The sequence below is a fragment of the Phormidium tenue FACHB-1052 genome (assembly GCF_014696675.1).
GTDB classification, from domain to species: Bacteria; Cyanobacteriota; Cyanobacteriia; order Phormidesmidales; family Phormidesmidaceae; genus Nodosilinea; species Nodosilinea tenuis_A.
Window position 1 is genome coordinate 88045 of the sequence record NZ_JACJQN010000015.1, and the last position, 20173, is coordinate 108217.

14 protein-coding genes are annotated in these 20173 nt (G+C 58.5%); 6 read left to right on the forward strand and 8 right to left on the reverse strand.

Features of this window, described 5'->3' with window-relative positions:
• Positions 1-5: 5 nt before the first annotated feature.
• The 6 genes from H6G07_RS19320 (at position 6) to H6G07_RS19345 (ending at position 12274) form a co-directional block, all read left to right on the forward strand.
• Positions 6-449: a hypothetical protein gene (locus tag H6G07_RS19320; RefSeq protein WP_073609773.1), complete on the forward strand. Its 444-nt coding sequence runs from the start codon at positions 6-8 to the stop codon at positions 447-449.
• Entirely contained in the window at positions 446-1090 is a 645-nt protein-coding gene (locus tag H6G07_RS19325) for a hypothetical protein (protein ID WP_073609774.1), read from the forward strand. The genes H6G07_RS19320 and H6G07_RS19325 overlap by 4 nt, the downstream gene beginning before the upstream one ends.
• Positions 1087-1377, forward strand: coding sequence for a hypothetical protein (locus H6G07_RS19330; protein WP_073609775.1), 291 nt, complete (start codon positions 1087-1089; stop codon positions 1375-1377). The genes H6G07_RS19325 and H6G07_RS19330 overlap by 4 nt, the downstream gene beginning before the upstream one ends.
• 2 nt (positions 1378-1379) lie before the next feature.
• The gene (locus tag H6G07_RS19335; protein WP_073609776.1) at positions 1380-9563 is read left to right on the forward strand and encodes a DUF6908 domain-containing protein; all 8184 of its coding nucleotides are present in this window, start codon (positions 1380-1382) and stop codon (positions 9561-9563) included.
• Between the two features lie 90 nt (positions 9564-9653).
• Positions 9654-11447: a bifunctional DNA primase/polymerase gene (locus tag H6G07_RS19340; RefSeq protein ID WP_073609777.1), complete on the forward strand. Its 1794-nt coding sequence runs from the start codon at positions 9654-9656 to the stop codon at positions 11445-11447.
• Positions 11448-11620: 173 nt separating this feature from the next.
• Positions 11621-12274 carry an SGNH/GDSL hydrolase family protein gene (locus tag H6G07_RS19345; protein WP_073609778.1) on the forward strand — a complete coding sequence of 218 codons (654 nt, stop codon included), beginning with the start codon at positions 11621-11623 and terminating at the stop codon, positions 12272-12274.
• Between the two features lie 91 nt (positions 12275-12365).
• On the opposite strand, the gene drmC is transcribed toward H6G07_RS19345, so the two are convergent.
• Genes drmC through H6G07_RS19385 form a run of 8 tightly spaced genes read right to left on the reverse strand, consistent with a single transcriptional unit; the run spans position 12366 to position 20173 of the window.
• Positions 12366-13166 (reverse strand): DISARM system phospholipase D-like protein DrmC, encoded by an 801-nt coding sequence (drmC, locus tag H6G07_RS19350; protein WP_073609779.1) that lies wholly within the window; start codon positions 13164-13166, stop codon positions 12366-12368.
• Positions 13166-15067 carry an MrfA Zn-binding domain-containing protein gene (gene drmB, locus H6G07_RS19355; protein WP_073609780.1) on the reverse strand — a complete coding sequence of 634 codons (1902 nt, stop codon included), beginning with the start codon at positions 15065-15067 and terminating at the stop codon, positions 13166-13168. The genes drmC and drmB overlap by 1 nt, the downstream gene beginning before the upstream one ends.
• Entirely contained in the window at positions 15064-18465 is a 3402-nt protein-coding gene (gene drmA / locus H6G07_RS19360) for a DISARM system helicase DrmA (protein WP_073609781.1), read from the reverse strand. Before drmA ends, drmB begins: the two co-directional genes overlap by 4 nt.
• A 47-nt stretch (positions 18466-18512) precedes the next feature.
• Entirely contained in the window at positions 18513-19013 is a 501-nt protein-coding gene (locus H6G07_RS19365) for a PIN domain-containing protein (RefSeq protein WP_073609782.1), read from the reverse strand.
• Positions 19006-19260, reverse strand: a complete 255-nt coding sequence (locus tag H6G07_RS19370; RefSeq protein ID WP_073609783.1) for a UPF0175 family protein — start codon at positions 19258-19260, stop codon at positions 19006-19008. Before H6G07_RS19370 ends, H6G07_RS19365 begins: the two co-directional genes overlap by 8 nt.
• 48 nt (positions 19261-19308) lie before the next feature.
• Positions 19309-19680, reverse strand: a complete 372-nt coding sequence (locus H6G07_RS19375; protein ID WP_073609784.1) for a DUF433 domain-containing protein — start codon at positions 19678-19680, stop codon at positions 19309-19311.
• Positions 19677-19988 (reverse strand): nucleotidyltransferase family protein, encoded by a 312-nt coding sequence (locus tag H6G07_RS19380; protein ID WP_073609785.1) that lies wholly within the window; start codon positions 19986-19988, stop codon positions 19677-19679. The genes H6G07_RS19375 and H6G07_RS19380 overlap by 4 nt, the downstream gene beginning before the upstream one ends.
• Positions 19985-20173 carry a hypothetical protein gene (locus tag H6G07_RS19385; protein ID WP_073609786.1) on the reverse strand — a complete coding sequence of 63 codons (189 nt, stop codon included), beginning with the start codon at positions 20171-20173 and terminating at the stop codon, positions 19985-19987. Before H6G07_RS19385 ends, H6G07_RS19380 begins: the two co-directional genes overlap by 4 nt.

A 20173-nucleotide genomic window follows, 5' to 3' on the forward strand; every position in this document is an offset into this window, starting at 1 on the left:
GCCATATGTTTGATCGATTTCTACGAAAAGCTCTCAACGTCTTTGAGAGCAAAACCTCTGCTTGGGCGGTCTTTGGCCTGTGTTTAGCTCTGGTGCTTCACACCATCATTTTGGTTCTGCCGGTCACCGCTCAAGACAGCCGTGAGATCACCTTCTCGGGGCGCACTCCCCGCGCCGCTGTGCAGGCGCTGCTCGACGACCAGCGCCCCCCGGAGGTGGAGGCCGAAATTGGTACCCTCTCCCAGACTGGCGACTATGGCATTGCCGACTACTGGTATGGCGAAGGCGGCGGCATGACCCTGCTGCGCCGAGTTTCTGGTGGCTGGGAAACCTTTTGCGGCACGGGGGGCGCATGGCAGGCCAATGACTTGGTCAATTTCTGTGGCCTGTCTCTGGGCGATGCCCAAGCACTCTGGCAGCAGTACGTTGCCGATGGGGGTGGGCAATGAAGACACAGCTCTTGATTTTGCTCCTGTGCGCTCTGCTGGCCGGATGTTCGGCACGGGCACAGAGCGATCGCATCCTGGGGGCCGAAGTAGTGCCCCCGGTCTTTAAAACGGTGGCGGCAGAGGTTGAGGCCGCATCGAGCATCCCGGTGCTGCTGCCGACATCTATCCCCGAAGTGGTGCTTAGGGAACCTGCCCCCGACCAGGATGAGCCCTTTTACCCCTCGATCGCCAGGGCTGATCGGGGCGGCTATGACATCAACCTCGATGCGATCGACCAGTGTTATGGGGCCGGGTACTGCAACTTCGGCGTATTGGGTGCCATTCGCCTCACGGCAGACACACCCACAGTGGATGAGGAATATTCCTTTTACCTCGACCCCACCTATCAACCCATGATGCGCAGCGAAGAACCCATTGCCACGGTCACACTGAGCGGCGGTCTCACTGGCACCTTTATCCCCTGGGTCTGTGGGGCTAACTGCAACGCGGCCAAAGTCTTTTGGGAGGAACAAGGTATTCGGTACTTTGTCGGCATTCGCTCTGGCCGAATGCGCGATGTGGTGGCGATCGCCAACGCCATGATTGAGAATCAGCCTGCGTCAGGCGTACCTGCTGCCGTTATTGAGGACACGGAGCCATGAGCCAAATAGATCCGTTCGGTAGCCCTGGTCAACCCAATCAGCTCTCCCCTGAGTGGCTGGATCTTCTCTACTCGGTCTGCCCCACCTTACCGGAGAACGACTTTGAACCAGGGGGCAAAACGGAAACGGGGTTACCGATTCCGGCTGATGACCCGTTCTGGGATCAGGCGGCGGCCTTGGGGTATGACCGTCCCGATGCAGAGCCGGTCTTTTATCCCCCCGTCAGCGACGTGCTGATGGCTTCGTTTCTAGATGCTGTATTTGGCCCACCTTCTGTTGATCCCTAGCGATGGATGTCAACGAGCAAATTGAGCTGACCCGCGCCTACGGCGAGCACTTTAGGGCGGGCCACGCCTTCAAAAACATCGTCGAGGCCAGGGCGTTCGCGGCGACGGTTCTGGGGGTGCCTGTCGAGCCCTCGACCATGCTCGCCAAGGAAGTGGATGAGGCGATTGAGTCGGGCCTGGTGCAGGCGGCCCGGCAGATAGTGGCGCAATCCGAGGGCGATCACCTGCTGGCCTTTGACGACCTGCTATCGCTCTATGAGGCTCAGCCCAACCTGCTGGTCAGAACCTCCGACAGCATGGCTCGGCAAGCCTACTCCACCCCGTTGCCCATGGCCTTTGTAGCAGGGCTGATCGCCCAAGTGCATCCCTCGGTGACCGTCTACGAACCCACGGCGGGCAATGGTTCCCTGCTGCTGCTAGCCGACCCAGCCCAGGCGATCGCCAACGAGCTCCATCCCCCCCGCGCGGCACATCTGAGATCGCAAGGGTTTACGGTCACCGAACACGACGCCACCCAGTACCGACCGGATCGCCCCTATGACGTGCTGGTGAGCAATCCTCCCTTTGGCCTGCTGCGCGAGAACGGCACCGGGCCACCCCAGCGCTGGCAGCATGGCCCCGTCAGCACCCAGAAGATCGACCATGCGATCGCACTCCAGGCTTTACAGGGACTGGCTCCAGAGGGCAGGGCGTTACTCATCATCGGCGGCCACATGGGCAATGCCAGCGCCCGCCAATCGGCCTACCGAGGACAGGCCGACCGCAGTTTTTATTCCTTTCTCTACCAGCAGAGCGGCTGGAAGGTAGACGATCACTTCACCCTGCACGGCTCGATGTACCGACGGCAGGGAGCCGGGTTTCCTATAGATTTCATCTCCATCGCGGGCCAAGGCTCCACCGACCTGAGGCTGCCCGGCGCTCAAGCCCCCCGTATCTATGACCGCTATAACGATCTCCGCGAGGTAGTCATCCATGCCGCTAGAACCTATGACGCAAAGTATCTGGACATCTCCCCTCCCGTTGAGCTACGCCCTGGATCACCCCGACGAGCCGGTTCAGGTCTGGACGCCGACCCGGTGGCCAGCGATGACTCAGGCCGAGGCAGGAACCTGGTGGACGACGGTGCCGGTACCCCCCAACTCACCGTTGATGACGCTGGAGGATTACCGCGCCCGCCTTCTCTGGCTGCTAGAGGTGAAGCTGTCCCAATTCCTCCTGGACAGGCAGGCGGAGGGGATGGCACTCAGTCAGGCGATCGCCTTGGCCAATCAAAGGGTCAACGCGGTGCTACCGGAGGCCCACTGGATGCCGGGGACCGTGAGCCCGCTGGCCCGCCTGCTGAATTTGGATTACACCCCCCTGCGGGAATTGCTGTTTCCCCAGGGGGTGGAGGAGTTTCCAGTCCTGCCGGAAGCCATGACGACCGACACCCTGGAGATGATCACCGACAGCTGGAACCTGCTCGACTGGCTGAACAACCTGCAAGCCCTGCTGATGGAGGACTCCCGATGGTAGCTCAAGCGAATACCGAGGACGATATCCTCCAGCAACCCCAGGATGATGCCGTCACCCTGCCCTACAGGCCGCGATCTCAGGGCTACTCCCTGGGGGTATTGGCCCCGGCCTCAGCGATCACCGCTTACAGCAACGTGTTCGACCGTATCGAAGCGACCACGGGGCTGGGAGTCGATGCCTACGTTCAAGACCGACTGCAAGAACCCGATCTCGACTCCCTCTATAGCCACTACGCAGCAGAGCAGATCGACACCCTGGCCCTGGCCATCTACAACCACGAGTACAAGCAGCAGGCGACGGTCGTCGGGCACGATACCGGCATTGGCAAAACCCGGATCGTGGCAGGCCTCTGTCGCTATGCCCAAAACCAGGGGCTAACGCCTGCGGTGGTCACCGCTGACCCCACCCTCTACAAAGACCTGGTCTACCGAGATGGGCCAGACACCGGCAACCAGTTTCGCCCCTTCATTACCGACAATGGCCTCAACGTGCGGGTTGAAGACAGCAATGGCGAGCTGATTGGGCAAATTGAAACCCCTAAAAAAAATGGGGTCAACGTGCGTCGGTTTACCGAGCTGGGCACCATTGGCGACCACAACCTGCTGATGAGTACCTACGGGCAGCTCCAGGGCCTGGCCAGCAAAGATCGGCGGGCACTGTTCGAGGCGCTGGCTCCCAACCTGTTTTTGATTGCCGACGAGTCCCACAAGGCCGGTGGCCCCGCTGGAGAGTTTGAGATCAGCAGCTACGAGGAATCCGCCAGGGCCAAGAAGATGGCCGCCGGTAAGTTTATCGCCCCAGTGACCGAGTTTTTTCAAGATCTCACCCAGCGGGTGGGCGGGTTCGTCGCTAGTTCCGCAACGGCGATCAAAGAGCCGGTGGTGGCGGCCCGGCTGTTCTACCACACCACCGATTTCAAAGATGCCGCCGAAGACCAAAAGACCTTTGCCGGGCACCTCCAGGCGGGCGGTGCCGCCATGCAGCAAATGGCCTTTGGGCTCTGGTCAGAGTCCGGTGGGTGTATTCGCTTCCAGAAAGACTACTCCGGCGTTGATTTCAGCCCAGCCCCGGTAGCCGTCAGCCTTGATCGCGCCGAGGCCAACATTCAGCTGATGGCGGCCATCAACCGCTTTGATGAGTACAAGCTAGGGCTGCTCGAAGAGCTTGATGCCCGCATGGCTGAGACCGGCGAAGCCTTATTTCGCAATGACACCCATGTGGGCTATGCCGGAGTTGAGTCAACGACCTTTACCTCGGTGGTGCACAACCTGGGAGCGATCTGCGCGATCGCCCTCAAGGCTGAGGCTACTGCCGACCTGGCGATCGCAGAGCTAGAGGCTGGGCGCAAGCCGGTGATTATGCTTCAGCGCACCGGGGAGTCGGTGCTCAAAGACCTGGTGAAGCTGACCAACGAGGGCATTGAGGCCGATAACGCGCAGTTCCCCGACGACCAGCGATCTACCCTCAAGCCGGGCGATGCCTTTGACATTACGGCGGGAGAATACTTCAAGCGATACCTCAACGCCGCTCGAACGATTCGGATTGTCGGTGCCCACGAGGATGAGGGCGGCGGGAAAGTCATTCTGCCACACTACCTGACCGACGACGAACTGGGTGAGCGGGGGGTAGAGATGTATAACCAGGTGCTGACGGCGATCGAGTCCAGTGACTGGACGGGACTCCCCGCCGACCCCATTGCCTACATGGAGGCCCGCATTCGGCAGGCGGGCTACAACGCGGTAGAAATGACCGGGCGGAGCCAGCGGCTGGAGTATCAACCGACCGAAGACGGGCAATTTGTGACGACCTACCAGGCCCGTAAGTCGGGAGCCGCCGCGAAGGTAGCGACGATCGCCGGGTTCCAGAACGGCACCGTCGATGCGGTGATCACTAACCTGACCACCGGCTACTCGCTCCATGCTGCGATCAATGGGGCCACAGACCTCAGACGCCGCTCCATGCTGATTCTTCAGGCTCACCCCGATGTCAACCAGTGTGAGCAGTCGATCGGGCGCACCCATCGCAGCGGGCAGCTCGACCCGGAGGTACACCCGGCCACCGGCACCGACCCAGAGGGTAATCCCCTGTGGGGGCAGAAGGCCGGTGAATTTGGCCTGCCCATGTTCAAGCTCGTCTATGGGGAAGGGTTACCCACCGAGGCCAGGGCAATGGCCGTTTTGATGAATAAAATGCGGGGACTCAAGTCCAACACCGCAGGCACGGGCGAAAGCCAGTTCTCTGGGGCCGATGTGCCTGACTTTTTGAACAAGTATGGCGACCAAGCGGCAGCCAACGCCATGGCGGCGATGCCCGAGGTCAACCAAACCCTCGACTACCCTTGTAGCCCGCCCGATCAAGATGGAGAGGTTAGGTATGGCGATGTGCGCAAGCTGACCGGACGGGTGGCTATTCTGTCGAGCGATCAGCTGCCGACCCCAAATGATCCTTACCCATCCCTGGCTCTTCAGGGTGAGGTTTACGACCTGTTGATTTCCGAGTACAACGGGCTCAAGGATCGGTTGACGGCGATGGGGGCCTGGGATCTCGATGCTCAAAAGATGGATCTAGACGCCAGGCCCCTGCGCCGCAAGATGCTTCACAACGGCGATGGGGGCAACCCGTTCCGGCAGCCTGTCTACGCCCTGGAGGTAGAGGCCAAGACCGGGGGCAAACCCCAAACCACGTTGCAGGTGGTGCAGTCAGTTTGTGATGCCCTGGAGCTGGCTAAACCCGACGACCTGGAGGGGGTTGATCTAACGGTTGACGGTGCGATTCGCCAGGCAGGACAAGCTCATGCCCAGGAGACGGTAGTGCGGGTGACCGCAGAGGGCGACGCCTTCCGGGAGGGCAAAGCTGAGCATTTTACAGAAGCTCTGAACCGGGCTCGCCAGCAGCTTGAGGATGCCAATACGCGGCGCGAGGGGCTGAGGGATGAGCGCGATCAGTTGACCACAGCCCTAGAACAGGTCATCCCTGAGTACACCGCTGCTAGGGAAGCGCTGAACCAGTCGGGAGCGGTGACCCCAGAGCGGGAAGCTGAGCTAGAAGGCCAGTATGAGCAGCGCCGGGTTGAGGCTCGCAATGCTCTCAAAAAAGTTGAAGGGAAGCTAACTAAGCAGGAGCAGCGGGTCAAAAACACCGAGAAGAAGGTTGCGGATGCCGAGAAGGATAAAGCTCAGAGCGCCATGATTTTGACGGCCCAGCAGAACGGTGTGCTGGGGAAGCTGCGGGAGTTTCCCATCGGCGCTCCGGTGCAGTTGGCCTCCCTCGATACCAGCCGGGCGCTGCCAGGGGTTATCGTCGGAGTCACCCGCCAGCAAAATGCCTCCAACCCAATTAACCCTGGGTCATGGCGATTCAGGATTGCCCTGGCGGACGAGGCCGGAGAACTGTCGGTCAAATTTAGCGAACTTGGTCGCGATGTCGCCCTCAAACCCCAGGAAAATTCCTTTGTCTTCAAGAATCAGCCGGGGCAGGTGTTGCAGCAGTACACCGAGGTGCCGACCTACAGTGTCTTTGACGAAAAGCAGATGGCCTCCCGCGAGCATCGCATGATGGTGGTGGGCCAGGTGCTCAAGTCTGACCTCGTGGGTCGGTTTGCCCTGATGCAGGACAACGAGGGGGAGTACCACCCGGCCTACCTCCTGGCCAAGGGCATCGACGCCGGAGAGATTGATAACCGCCCGATCTCGATTCAGCAGCCCGATCAGTTGATGGCATTCCTCTCGGCAACATCGAGGGCAGCCAGCTTTACGGATCGAGATGGCGTTCTAGACGCTGAGTTTAACCTGCGCAATGAGCTGGTGTTGACGGTGCCTACCAGCAGTGCGGGCAAGAAGTTTTACCAGGACCGAGAGCTACTCGATCTAGCGCAGGGGGAGTTTGTTTCCGGGACTCGACGGGTGGAAGGCGACAAGCCAGGTCGCACCACCGAAGAAAAGATGATGCAGATCAAAATTGGCGATGCCAAGGCCCAAGACGATGTGCTGACCTACCTCGTTACCCGGCGCGGCATCAAGGCCACGTCGCATTTAGATGAGGCGACCGCCGCCGTGGGAGGAGAAACAGCAGGTTGGGAACCGGCCACCACCTGGCTCCCCGTGGGTAACGAGGTCACCAGCAGCGACCGCAGCCGGGCCATTCACCCCATTTTGCGGGCCGAGCTGGAGCGCAATCCTGGGCTCATCCCTGACCCTGACGAGGACTGGTCCCCTAGCCGCTGGGAGGTGATGAACGCTGTCTCCGATCGCCTGTATTCCGGCAGCAACCTGGCCGACCTCAAGGCCGAATTCAACCTCTACGAGCCACCCCCGCCCGCGCTGACCTTTGACACCCTGGTCAGAGGTGGGGTGTTACAGACCGATGGGCAGCCCCTGCACTCAGAGGCGATCGCCTTCCATGAGTATCTCGGTGCCTCGTCTAGCGGTGCGACCCCTGATGTCTTGATGCAGCGGGCCGTAGAGACTCTGGGCGGCGAGATATCCCAAGATAGGGCGATTGAGGCGATGGGGCGCACCTACCGCCGCCTGAGCGATCACCTGGAGGCTGGCCTGGATCTGGAGATGGCTAAGTCCGCCATGGACAACGAGGACTCTGCCTTCTTGGGACAGTTTGCTGCCGATAGCCCTGAGCTGGAGGAACGCATTGCTGGGGCTGTGCGCCAGGTTGTCGCAGAGGCCTTTGATGAGGCGATAGCCGTCCAGACCCAGGAACAGCAAGATGAGGCTGTGCGGCAGGCGGGCCGACAGCGGTTGCGTGAGATGTCCCAGGAGGGTGGCCCCCAGGTTCTGGCACCCTCCCAGCAGACGACCCCGATCGGCCAGGCCGTTGCCCGATTGCTTCAGCAGGGCGGGCTCCAGCAGGCGGTCATGGTTGATGGGAACGACGATTTTCATCTCAGGGTGTCCAATGAACCCTACATGGATCTGGTGGTTGAAGCCCATCCTAATGGGGTGGGCGGCAGTGATTTGTACCTGACCCACTACGCCACTGGCAACGGGGATATGTGGATTGATACTGAGATGAAGATGGACATTCAGCCCGATGGACATCTTCAGTTCGTTGAAACTGCGGTGCAAGGGTTTAATGGCGGCGAACTGCGTGCCCCCGATCGCACCTTTGGCATGATATTTGCGCGGAACTTGCTGGAGCAGGGCTTTGGGGAAGCGAGCTCAGAGGCTTATCTGACCCAGTTGGGTCAGGAGGCGATGGCTGAACCGGGCCTAGAACCTGCCTCCCAACCCCTTTCTCCGCCGGAGCCTTTGAGTCCCTTAGATGCGCTATTCCAACAGCGCCCCGATCTGTTCCATGAGTTTGATCGGTCTGAATTTGAGGCACTGGCTGCCGACTCGCCTGAAATGCTCTATCAGGACGGTGAGCGGGGATTCTTATGGTTGGAGGGCCACAATAATCCCTATGCCTATCAGCAAGATGCGGTGAGAGATGCCTTGGCTGGGGCATCAGTGCCTCACCTGGCATCAGCCTACGATCCGCAGGTTATCCCGGATACGACGATATTGGGAGGGGTCGTAGGAGCCACGGAGATGCGGCCAGCCCAAGATATTTATGACGATCTGGGGCTGGTGGTGCAACCCTTGTACCCTCAATCCTCTCAGGATGCGCCTGTCAGCAGTTCGTCGCCGCAGCCTGACCCGTCCACCGATGTAGATGAGGTATTGATTCTCGATCTTGACCCTGGGCTACACCATCCACCGCCCCCGGCGGTAGAGGTGCCAACGGGGTCTCCTGGGCTTGAGGCGCTCGAACGTGGTGGCGCTGTACTCACCTTTGAGGCTGGGGAGCGACTTTGGGAACTACAGCTTTCCCAGGATGAGCTGGCCATGGTCAACGCCTCCATGCAAAATGCTAAGGCCGTAGTGCGTGAGAGTGGCACAGAGGTTGGGGCTCAATGGATGGAGCAAGCGGCCAATACCATCGCCACCAAAGCCTTAGGCGATGAGTACGGAGACCCCGTGAACATCAGAGGTGCTGTTGGTCAACTGATGGCGGAGTTCTATACCTCGCTGGATGCAGAGGTCAACCCTGCCATTCAAAGTGCTACGCCATCTGAGCGGCAGGCCAATCCCGGTGGAGTAAATTTGCCCCCTACGCTTCCCACCGCCGAGCAACCCTCCGTTGATGCTCTGCCCGAGTCGTCGCCGGTTGCCCTAGCAGAGCCGGTACAGAGCCAGGCTCTGCTTAAAGATTTGCGTGAATGGTATTCCCAGGCGCGGGCCTTGGGGCGATCGCCGTTGCACCTGGAGCGCATTGAGCAGATCGGCCAAGCGGTCAAATCGGGGCATGAGGGGGAGTACGGCGACGTAGACAGAATCACACGTCAGCACGACCAAAAGGCCTATCTTCAGCAGGCCGCTAACGTTTTGGCTCAGTCTAAATACCTGTTAGCTCAGTTAGGGCAAGACCAGCCCGATGGCTCAAAAGTCTTTGCTGGCAAGACCTATACCCTTCTCAGTCAGGGCGATGCGATCGCGGTTTCGGCGAGAGAACGAGGCGAAATTTTTAACGCCAAGGGCAGCCGAGTCTTGCACAGTCAGGGGCTGAGTGCCGAAGATGCCCACAAGTTTAGTGCCCAAGTGTCTCGGGTGCGACAGGCACTAGCGGCACAAGCTACCCCTCACTCAGCTGCTATCCCGGCTGTTTATGATCGGTAGTACCCATACAGGTTTAGTCAGATGGCCCAGCCTTTGATGTTGATGGACTGCCTCTGAGTCAAGCCCACCTCCATTGCTCACATTTCACCGATGAACGCATTATCGCCATGGCCAAAGCAGCTATCCGTGCAGGATGTGGCGAAGTGGTTGTTGAAAAATAACCTACCACCGCTTCCCATTGCGCCAGAGCAGGATGCTTACCAGTACCCCAAGGTAAATCCTGACCGCCCAGACAGGGGGATTTACTGCCATATCCCCTTGGTTGAAGTCGATGGGAAGCTTTGCCCGGTCTCTAGATTCACCGGTAAAAATCCGAGCTACCTGGATGCCGACGGCCATCCGCACAGTGTCAATCACCGAGACTTTCAGTCCAGAATGCCTGAGCCCAGTGAGCTGAAAGCCTGGTTTTCCAATCCCCGAAATGGAATTGCCACGCTAGGCAATGAGCGTACCGTGTTCATTGACTTCGATGTGAAAAACTTTGGCTCCCGAGATGCTTGTGATACCGCCGTTTTAGCTTGGGCTGAGACCCATCCTCAACTGAAGCAGACCTATGCAGAGCAGACCCATCGGGGCGGGTGGCATTTTATGGTGCAACTGGATCACCCTAAAGACTTTACCAACTTTGCCCTAGAACCCGGTGGCCAGCATGTGGGTGAGGTGCTTGGAGTCGGCAGGGTCTGTGTACTGGCTCCGACCATTGGGCCCACAGGCAATCCTTACCGGGCTAAGCATCTCGTGGCGGCCCCAGTGGCCGTCGCAGAGCTCTCAGAAATCGGGATCTTTAAGTCAGGGACTCAGACTGCAACAAAAAAATCTGAGCATGGTGTTCCCCTTGGTGAGACTGTTCCTGTCAAGGCTCGGCCCTGGCGTAAAAAGACGCTGCCAGGGAGTTCGACTGTAGACCTATCAGATCTGATCTCAGACCGCGCCAGAGACGTTCTATCAGGCGGTGGAGGTGGGCATAGCGATCGCTCCTATGCGATCGTGTCGTTGGCCCGAGAGGCATTTGGCTGGGAGAACTGGGCTAGAGAGAATCGTATTCCCCTGAGCGGGCAGAGTGCTGAAGCGCTGACGATCCAAGGGGGACTCGTCCACGGGGCTGATGAGGATCACATTCACAGAATCATGGATGGAGCGTCATTGGAACTGACCCGCCCCTCTTGTGAGTATCAAGGGGCTGAGTTCCCCTGGGTACGATTACGAAAAGTTTCTCCGACGATGTTTGAGCAAAAGGCTCCGCTGGCCATGAAGCTTCCGGTAGATCGAAGTCGGCTAACCGTGAAGCCTAATCAAATCGTTAATGAACCCGTCGATCTAAATCATAACTTGTTATGTGCGGCCAGTCGGGTTTTGCACGAGAGAGGGCAAGTTGGAACTAACGATTTGATGCTTGCCTTTGTGGGCGATCAATATGCTGTAAATCTCGATAAAGAAGGGAAGCTGAGTATTTTGAAGGATGGACAAACTATTTTCGCCTATGAGGATAGGAAAACTGTCTTTAATCGATCTCAAGCCAGCGATCCAAAATCACTTCTGGTTGATGCAAAGATTGAGTCTAGTGCAGGTGAACAGGATGCTGACATACAGAATCCTTCTAAATCAGTTGAATTACTAAATCTTGCTTCTTTGATTCTGTCTCGTGCTGGTCAGCCTAGCGAGCTTGGCGGGTTTAAGGTCGAGGGGCGAAGAAACTCAGTCATCTTGACCGAGGAGGGAGTTTTGCTAGCTACTCAAGAAGGAAGAACTGTCTTGAGGGCAAAAGGATCTGTTATAGAATTTAGTAGAGCATCTGAGCCTGTTTTAGAAGATTTTAGGAATGCAGTCTCTGTCTTAAGCCAGCAGAAGCCAGGACATACTAAATCCCAGCAGTTTCAGATTTAGTCTACCTGACGTGGGAGAGTGTACTGGTCACCGTGTTGCAGAAATGATCGCAGAGGCTGGCAGCGATTATGAGCCAGGTTGATACACTTCAGATTTGAATTGGTGAATTAAGTCGTAGGCTACAGGGGAATCTTGAGAAATAGCAGCGCCATTTTCTATAGGAGACTAGACCCGTGGTACACGCCGTTTTGCTGGGTGACTCTATCTTTGATAACGCCACTTATGTGCCAAACGGGTTGCCCGTTCAAGAGCACCTGCGCGCAGCGCTGGATTCTTTAGGCACTGATCAGCACCAAGTACTTCTATTGGCGGTAGATGGTGATTGCATTGCAGATGTTCATGATCAAATCAAGGCATTGCCTGTGGAGTCTACCCACCTGTTTTTGAGCGTTGGTGGGAACGATGCCCTGGGATACGCTGCCCAGTTGCAGAGCCGAGCCGATTCTTTGTCCGTAGCCCTAACGGCAATGGCGGAGATGAAAACAGAGTTTAACCACCAGTACAATGAACTTCTGAATCAGCTGTCAGCATTTAAAAAACCGCTGACAGTCTGCACCATCTATGACCAAGCCCCTATCCAAGACCCTGGGCTGCGTCTATTGGCTTTTACGACCCTGTCGCTCTTTAACGACTGCATTACCCGGCAGGCGATTCAGTATGGTCTGCCCCTAATCGACCTGCGGTTGGTCTGCTCTGACCCAGGTGACTATTCTGCCGTTTCGCCCATTGAACCTTCCCACCAAGGGGGACAGAAGATTGCCCAGCGTATTGCTACAGTCATCAGCCAGCACGACAAGGCGATCGCCCACACTGTCTGTTATGCATAAGGTGGTAGGGCTCAGTGATGACCGCCTGGGGCGGGTGTTGGATCGCCTTTTTGAGTAGCGTCAACCTGTGGACTGTCGGTAGTAACCCTCCTTACAGTCCTGGAACTCGTTCTAAAAGGCCTTGAACAACCAGCATTTCAAACTGGGAGCGGATGGCCTTAGCGAGAACGCGATCGCGCATCAGTACCCCAGCCTCAATGTTGCGCTCATGGGCCGCTTCGGTGAAGTTAGCGGAGGTGATCAGCAGGCGCTCTTCATCGACGACAACGCACTTGGCGTGGAGGCAGGCGTTAGACCCGGCGGTCATTAGCATGGTGCGGGGGTCGTGAAAGACTTCTGGCAGGCGTTGACCGGGCCAGACGCGCTGGCGAAAGGTCTCGGTAAACTGCCGGAGCAGTACAGTGGCTGGGGTACGGTCTTGGTACTTACGTTTGACGTTGAGGAACATTCTGACCTGGAGGGCGGGATTGGCATCCATTCGCTGGGCCAGGGGGCGAAAGAGGTCGTAGCCTTTGGTGCCCTGGTCGATGGCAAAGCTGGAGATCAGCACGCTGTGCTGGGCGCTGCTAAAGAGCTCGCGCACCACAATGCCGGTATCTCGGCTTTCGCTACCTAGGACTTCTGGCCCCGTCCACACCAAGTCCACCTGATCTTGTTTGGCCTGGGATGCGGCCCGCTCTTCGGCGAGTAATTTGAGCATGTAGGCGAGCGGCCTGGGGGCCATGCCCTGCTGGTGTAGGTGGTTAATTTCCTGGACGACGGCGGCTAAACCCTGCTCGGGCACGTAGGTACACAAAGAGACGGTTGAAACCGGCAGACTAAGCCTGCCAGACTCTAGAGCCTCGGCAATGCCCAGTAGGGCTGGGCGACTTAGCCGCACAAAGGGCGACATCAGTACACTCCATCGGGAAAGAACTCGGCTCCTAACCCCTCAACAGTGCTGGTGACCAAGGCACGATCAAGCATCTCGTTGCGCCGTTCGCAGGAGGTTTCGGCAATAAGCAGGCAGCCGTGGCAGGCCGCCCCTTGCAGGAATCGGTCTTCCTGGACGTTATCGGGCTCGTGCTGGGCGCAAACCGGGTCGTTGGAGCAGAGCCGCCCCTGCTCCAGGGCCTTACCGAGGTGGTACTCAATCCGTCTGCCAACCTCGACTAGGCCACCCAAGGTGCCTTCAGAACCCGAGGTGCCGGTGTGGAGGAGAATGCCGTAGCCGATATCTGGGAAGGCATAGATCCGCTCACGGATGGCGCTGGAGGCGTAGCCACACTCCAGAGATACAGCGGTGATCAGCAGGTGGGAGAGGGAGTGGAGCATGATGTAGGCTTCACCGGGAAACTTGGCCTTGTCTTGGGGGATGCCCCGGTTCTCTGCCCATTTGCTAAAGCCCTGATTGAGAGCCTTGGTTCGGTCAATCACGTTTTGCCGTTGTTGCCAGCGTTCTACCTGTTCTTTGTTGAAGCTGATGAAAACCCCCTCGCCTAGGTTCTCAATCGCGGGCACCCAGTTGGGCTCAAAGTCTAGGCTGGCTCGGCGTACACCAATAGCTAGATCGTCGATTTCCCCTTCGATGTTGGTTTGAGCCGCCTCGAAACGGGTGAAGCCGATCAGGGCCAACACCTCCCTTAGGCGATGCACCAGGACAACTTTATCGATGAAAGGTTGCCACTTAGGCTCTAGAGAACTGGGTTTGCGGGTATAGCCTTCAAAGATCTTGTCGCTGGAGGGAGCCTCTTTGCCTTTCTCTTCAGGACAGGCCAGTAATGCCTCCAGTTCCACCTGTTTGATGCTTTTGTCGGGGGTAGAAAGACCGGCTTTGCGGCGTTTAATCTCAGCCCAGACGGCCTCTGCGCCAAACTCTACCAGGTCGGCAAACTTGGCTTTGCGCAGCTCCTTGGTGACGTCAGCGATGTCTTCGGTGTATTGCAGGTCTTCTTCGTAGAAGCGGTCAACGGCCTGCTTCAGCGCAGCATCCTTGTCGGGCATGGAGATGACGCTGAGGATTTGGCTGAAGTAGGCGTTGCTGGCCGATCGCACCAAGAGCCGGTTGTACTCGGGCTTATCGGTGGCGATAATCTCGCCAGTATCGGTGACCCGGTGGCGGCGGCAGGATTCTTTGCCTCGGGCACCCAGCCAGGGGCGGTGGCCTTCGCAGGCTCCTAGCACCTTGGAGTCAGTGATCTTGGCCTGAGAGAGGGGGCGCAGGCTGGCGCACTGCTCGCACCTCACAAAGATTTCTTCAAAATCGTTGCCGGAACCGGCTTCATCGAGCCAGAGCTGGCCCCGGCACTTGGCCTGGAAGTCGTTGTGGACAAAGGCGTTCCAGTTAATGTCGCTGAGGTGGCCATTGGTGCAGGCCTGCACAAAGCGCACCGGCACCGCCTGCACTGATTTACCTTCAAACCGGGCTCCCCCCTTGACGGCGCTCCAAGAAATCAGGGGGCGGGTGCGGTAGGATTTGCCCGCTCGCTCAATCGTGCGATCGATCTGGGCGAGAAACCAGGTGGGGAACACGAGGGCATCAACGCCGCTGATAGGCGCTTTGGGGTCGCTAGTTTTGCTCGGTGGGCCAAAGAGTTTAACCTCGTGGCCATCGGGCAGGTTGAGGCTCTTGGCCACCTTGTACTTAAGGCGGTCTTCTCGGATGTAGGGCTTGTCGCCTTTCCAGTAGCTGAGGCCTGAAATAATCACCGACCGGGCGGGTAGGTCTACCATCGAACCGGGGCCGAAGGTGGTGAGCATTTGGCTCTGGCGCAGTTCGCCGCTGGCTTTTTTGGTTTTGTTGGGCTGGCTCATTCGTCGTCTCCGGCTACGCCTTCCATGGTGTACGGGTCTCGAATCCAGAGGTTGACGCTGGCTTCTACGTCGCGCAGGCTGCGCTGGGTCTTAAACTTTTGCTCATCGGCGGGGCGTTTCTCGGCAGACAAATCGAGGGCATCGACCAGCAGGGCAGGGGCCAGGTCGGTCTCTTTTTGGTATTGCAAGCGGGTTTCGCGGGTCAAAATTCGCTCCCAGGTATCGAGCAAGTCAGTGACCTGCGATCGCACCCTCACCCGCAGATCATTCGCCGCTTCACCATCTAGATCAGGACTGTGGCCCTCGGCCCGGCGGGCAATGGCTTCCACCATGGCCGCGACCGCTGCCCGTTGGTCGGTCAGGTTAGAGGCCCCCATTGGGCTGGTCATCGCGGGTACGCCTAGTCGAGCCAGGGCTACCATGACTCCCGCTAGCCCGCGATCCAGCGCCCGAGGCGAGAACGGGGTAACGCTGGTGGCCTCGACCGCTCGGTAGAAGCTGTTGTGCCAGCTTTCAAAGCGCTCATAGTGGGAGCGATCGCGGGGTCGGTGAATGTTCATCAGTGTTACCACCAGCCCCGGCTTGTTCTTGTCGCGCCCGACCCGACTAGTGGCCTGGATGTATTCAGCGGCGGTCTTGGGTTGCCCCAGCACCACCATCAGGCCCAGGCGAATAATATCGAGGCCCACTGAAATCATGTTGGTGGCCAGGGCCACATCGACCCGGTCATCTTCGTGGAAAGGGGTGGAGAGGCGGCGCTTGGTGTTAGCGATTTTGTTGGTGCTCACCCGCGAGGTCAGTTCTTCCGGCATCTCGTCAATTTTGCGGTCGAGGAAGGGGCCGACTAGCTCACCCTCTCGCAGGCGATCGCTGTACTTGGTCAGGCGAGAGTTGACCTCGTCCTCCACAATGCGGCGGCTGCCCCCCAGTTCTCGCAGGGAGTTGAAGTAGCCCATCAGGGTCATGTAAGGGTCAGCGGGGTTGTTTTTATTGCGCTTGCCCCCAGCTTCTACCCACTGTTTCTGGGCTGCCGCTAGCAGGGCCAGATAGACCCGCAGCAAAATCACTTTTAAGCTGCGACCCTGGGCGGCCACCCCCACGTAGAGCCGACCGGGCGCTTGAAAGTCGGTTTTAGCAAAAAATGAATCGTGGCGATCCGGGCCAGGGGGCGGAAAGATATCGACTTGGCTGCGGCCAAAGAGGGCCTGGATCTGGCGGCTAGCCCGACGCACCGTGGCCGTGGAGGCAATCACCTTGGGGCGAATGGTATGGCCATTCTCTTCGCGGCAGCACAGCGTATCGATCGCCGTTTCGTAGAGTCCTACCATCGTTCCCAGGGGGCCAGAAATCAGGTGTAGCTCGTCCTGAATGATCAGGTCGGGTGGGGGAAGATAGCCCGCTAAGGGGCGTCCCGCAGTCGTGGGGTCACCGGAGCTATAAAAGCCTTCGCCCTCCTGGTAGTGAGTGACTCGACCAAACAGGGCACCCGTTTGGCCGACCCAGGGCAGGGCCGCAAACTTATCGACGGTGGCGATGATGAAGCAGGGCAAGCGGCGGTAGATCGGCTCGTCTACAGCCAGGATGGGTAAAGGATTGCGGCTGCGGAAGTCGCAACTTCGGTTAACGCAGACAATTTTGAGGGTTTTGGGCGCGTCTTCGGTGGGCAAGAGCTGGAAGGAGTTGGTGGTAAAGCCCTCGCCGCACCAGGGGCAGCGCTCTAGGGGAATGGGAGAGGGTTTACTCTTGCTGTCTCGCTTAAAGTCCAAGGTGCGATCGCGGGCCGAATACTCATCTTTATCGCCCCGTTTGCCCATGCGGTTGGGGGTAGCCCCCTGGCCCACCCAGAGGCCGATTTCAAAGGGCCAGGTGCCCAGTTTGTCGGGCACCTTTTGCCGCTCTAGCTCTAGGGCGCAGATCAGGCGCGAGGCCCGCTCTAGCTGGTCGAGGGTGAGCAGACGTAGGGTGTAGCGCATCAGCACGCTCAGGCCAGCGGCCTGGATGCCGGGGTACTTGAGCCGCCGCAAAATTAGGGTGAAGGCGGCTAGGCCCAGATAGGCCTCGGTCTTACCGCCCCCGGTGGGGAAGAACAGCAGGTCTACTGTCTTGCGATCGTCGTGGATGGGGTCAGCTAGCCCCACCAGGTTGAGCAAAATAAAGGCGAGCTGGAAGGGTCTCCAGGTAGGTTCTGAAAAGCTCTCGGGGGGGTGGCCCTCTTCTTGACTGAGCTGGCGGCGGCGGGCGGTGGCGATCGCCCGATTGGCCACTTGAAAGGCCTCTAGCACCTGGGGGTCTTGTAGAGCATTGAGACCGGCTTCGATGCGATCGCAGACCCGACTCGCCCGATCCAGCAGGTTTCTGGCCACGTTAGCAGCTTCCTGGGGGCTGATGGCTACAGCCCGCTGGGTGGCAATCCAGGCGCGGTATTCGGTGACCAGTGGCCCTACCATGCCGCGAATGGCGGCGGCATCGGCGGCTAAGGCTAGAGATTCCATGCCCAGCTGTACCCCTTTTGGAGCGGTGGGGGCCACGCGGGGCACTTCAGCGATCGGTATCCAGGTGGTGCAGACTTCGGTGCAGCGGCTGCCCTGGGCATCTATAGCTAGGGCCGAGACGTTGTGGCCCACGGCAAATTCGTAGTCGTCGCGGTACTGGAGAGCGGCCACGGCCTCATCCCAATCGTCGGTGCTGACGCCTCGGGGGTCGGGTCGAGGCACAAACCCCTCGGTGCAGCGAATATTGAGGTGAGTTTGAAAGGCAAAGGTGGCGTCGCGCTCCCCGGAGGTGACCTGGCGATAGTTAACCAAAAAGACCGATACCGCTTTAGTGCCGTAGGGGAAGCGGTTATCCAGCACGGGGCGACAGGTGACCACCAGGTTGAGGCCGCTGCCGCCGGGGATGTCGATGGCAAAGGGCTCGGGTCGTTCTTCAATGGGGACGGTGAGAGCGGCCTGTTGGGGTACCCGCTGCCATTGTTCGGGCTTTTTCTTGCGCTTCGACTTGCCCTGTCCCTCTTCGGGGTCGTCCTCTACGGGGGTGAGGGGAATGTAGTCGCCCCAGGTGACTTGGGCCTCTAGAGTGGTGGTTTTGCCCGATAGTAAGCAGCTCAGCCCCATGGAGGAGGGAAACAAGGCTTTGCGGGCGGCGGGTTTGTCGGGAGTTTTGCTGTCCTCGCTGGAGTCGCTGGTGGTGACTTCCTCGGGTAGGTCGTCGTCGGCATCGTCGTCGGAGCGCAGGTCGGGGGGTGCGCCAAAGGGGGCCAAAAAGCCGGTCAGGTACCACTTGGAGGGAGCCTGCCTGAGGATTTCCTCGGCGTGGTCGGTGTTTTGGGGGGTGGGACCGACCAGGTCAATGTTGAGGGCATCCACCAGGGTGGCGCGAATTTCGGCGGAGGTAGTCATGGTGTCAGATCCTAAATAGCAGCAGGGCGGCCTACGGGGTTAGCCCATCAATCCAGTTCACCGGCTTGGCGCAGGGCGATGTTAATTACAGTCTCGCTGAGGCGAATTTTGCGGCTGAGCATGTTGTCGATGGCGGATTTAACTGAGAGTGACGGATCTTTTTGTTTGGCTTTTAGCAAAATGCCGACGGAGCCGGTTAACGTTAGGCCGCTGAGTCGGGCAACTCGCCGCCCAACGGCTTCATCAATGCAAACGGTGGTGATGTTTTGGTCGAGGGCCAGTTGAATAACAGAGGCTTCTCCCAGGTCGAGGGCGTTGAGCAGAAAGGGAGATATAGCTAGGGCAGTGGTTTGTTTGTGAAGCCAGGTAGCCTGCTCAAACTCAGGGACGGCAAATTGGCTGGTGCCCCCTCTTGAGATTTCTTGGCAGACCTCGAAGGGCACCCAAACCTTTTCATAGAGAGGCTCTAAGCGGGTTAAGTCTCCCCAGGCTGCTACTAGCGCGATGAGGGGAGAGGTGTTGATCACAATCTGGGTTGTCTCAGGCATTGGCGATGTCCGACAGAAGCTCTTCTTCGGAGAGGTCAATCATGGGAACGCCATAATCGCCCAGCTTGAGCAGAAAGGTGACGCGATCGACCCCTAGCAGGGCTGCCGCCATGCCGGAGGAAAGCCGCTGTAGCTCGAACAGCTTGACAGCCATGGCCCAGCGGGCTTCTTGTTCAAATTGCTCGCGGGTGCGGCCCACGGCATCGGGGAAGGTTTCGGGGTATTCGATAGTGAGTTGCAGGGACATGGGGCTTTGTCTCGATGGTTGGGGTTACGACTAGAAACTGCTTAACGTTTAGTTTTGCTTGATCGTGGGGATCTGTTGTTTGCTTTCCCCTTCGCTAGGCACCTCGGCATCGTGAATATCGGCGATCGCACTGTCGATCTCCTCGGTATGGTTGGCATAGTAAGCCCGTGCTACGGTCAGATCAAAAGGGGTGAGGCTAGGGAAGTTGTGCAGCAGCTCGTTGTCGTCGGCTCCCTGGTGTTGGAGGGAGATGAGCGTCCAGATGGGGATGCGGGTGCTGCGAATGCGGGCATGGCCTCCGCAAACCCCTGGTGTTTTCTGCACGCTGCGGGTGGCGAGCTGTTCTTGAAACAGGGCGTAGTCCTCTGGGGGTAAGGACTCGATCGCCTGCACGAGGGATTCGACGAGTTTGGCATTCATAGGGGAATAGCCTCCTGCATGACGCGATCGCGGATGCGCTCTTTGAGCATGGCTGGGGTGGCTACGTCTACCTTGTGCTCTAGCAAGGCTTCTAGCTCTTGAACTAGCCCTATCGGAAACCATGGGCTGCGGCGGGCGGGGTCGTAGTCTACGAGTAGGTCGATGTCGCTGGTTGCGGTGGCTTCGTTGCGGGCGATGGAACCAAAGACGCGAATGTTATAGGCTCCGTGGCGATCGGCGATCGCTAAAATTTGGTCTTTTTTGGCCTGGAGCAGGTCTTGGAGGCTGGGGCTAGTTGGAGTTGTCATGGTTCTGGGGGATTTTGGTTTTGGTGGTCCATGGTCATGGTTCTAGCTTGAAGGCTGTGGAGGGTGGTGATGTAGAGGCGGACGGCATCTTGGATGATGGCTAGGACGGTGCGGTTTTGTTGTTGAGCGAGGGCTTCCAGTTCATCTTGGATGGGTTTGGGTAGAACAATGGGGACTTTATCCAC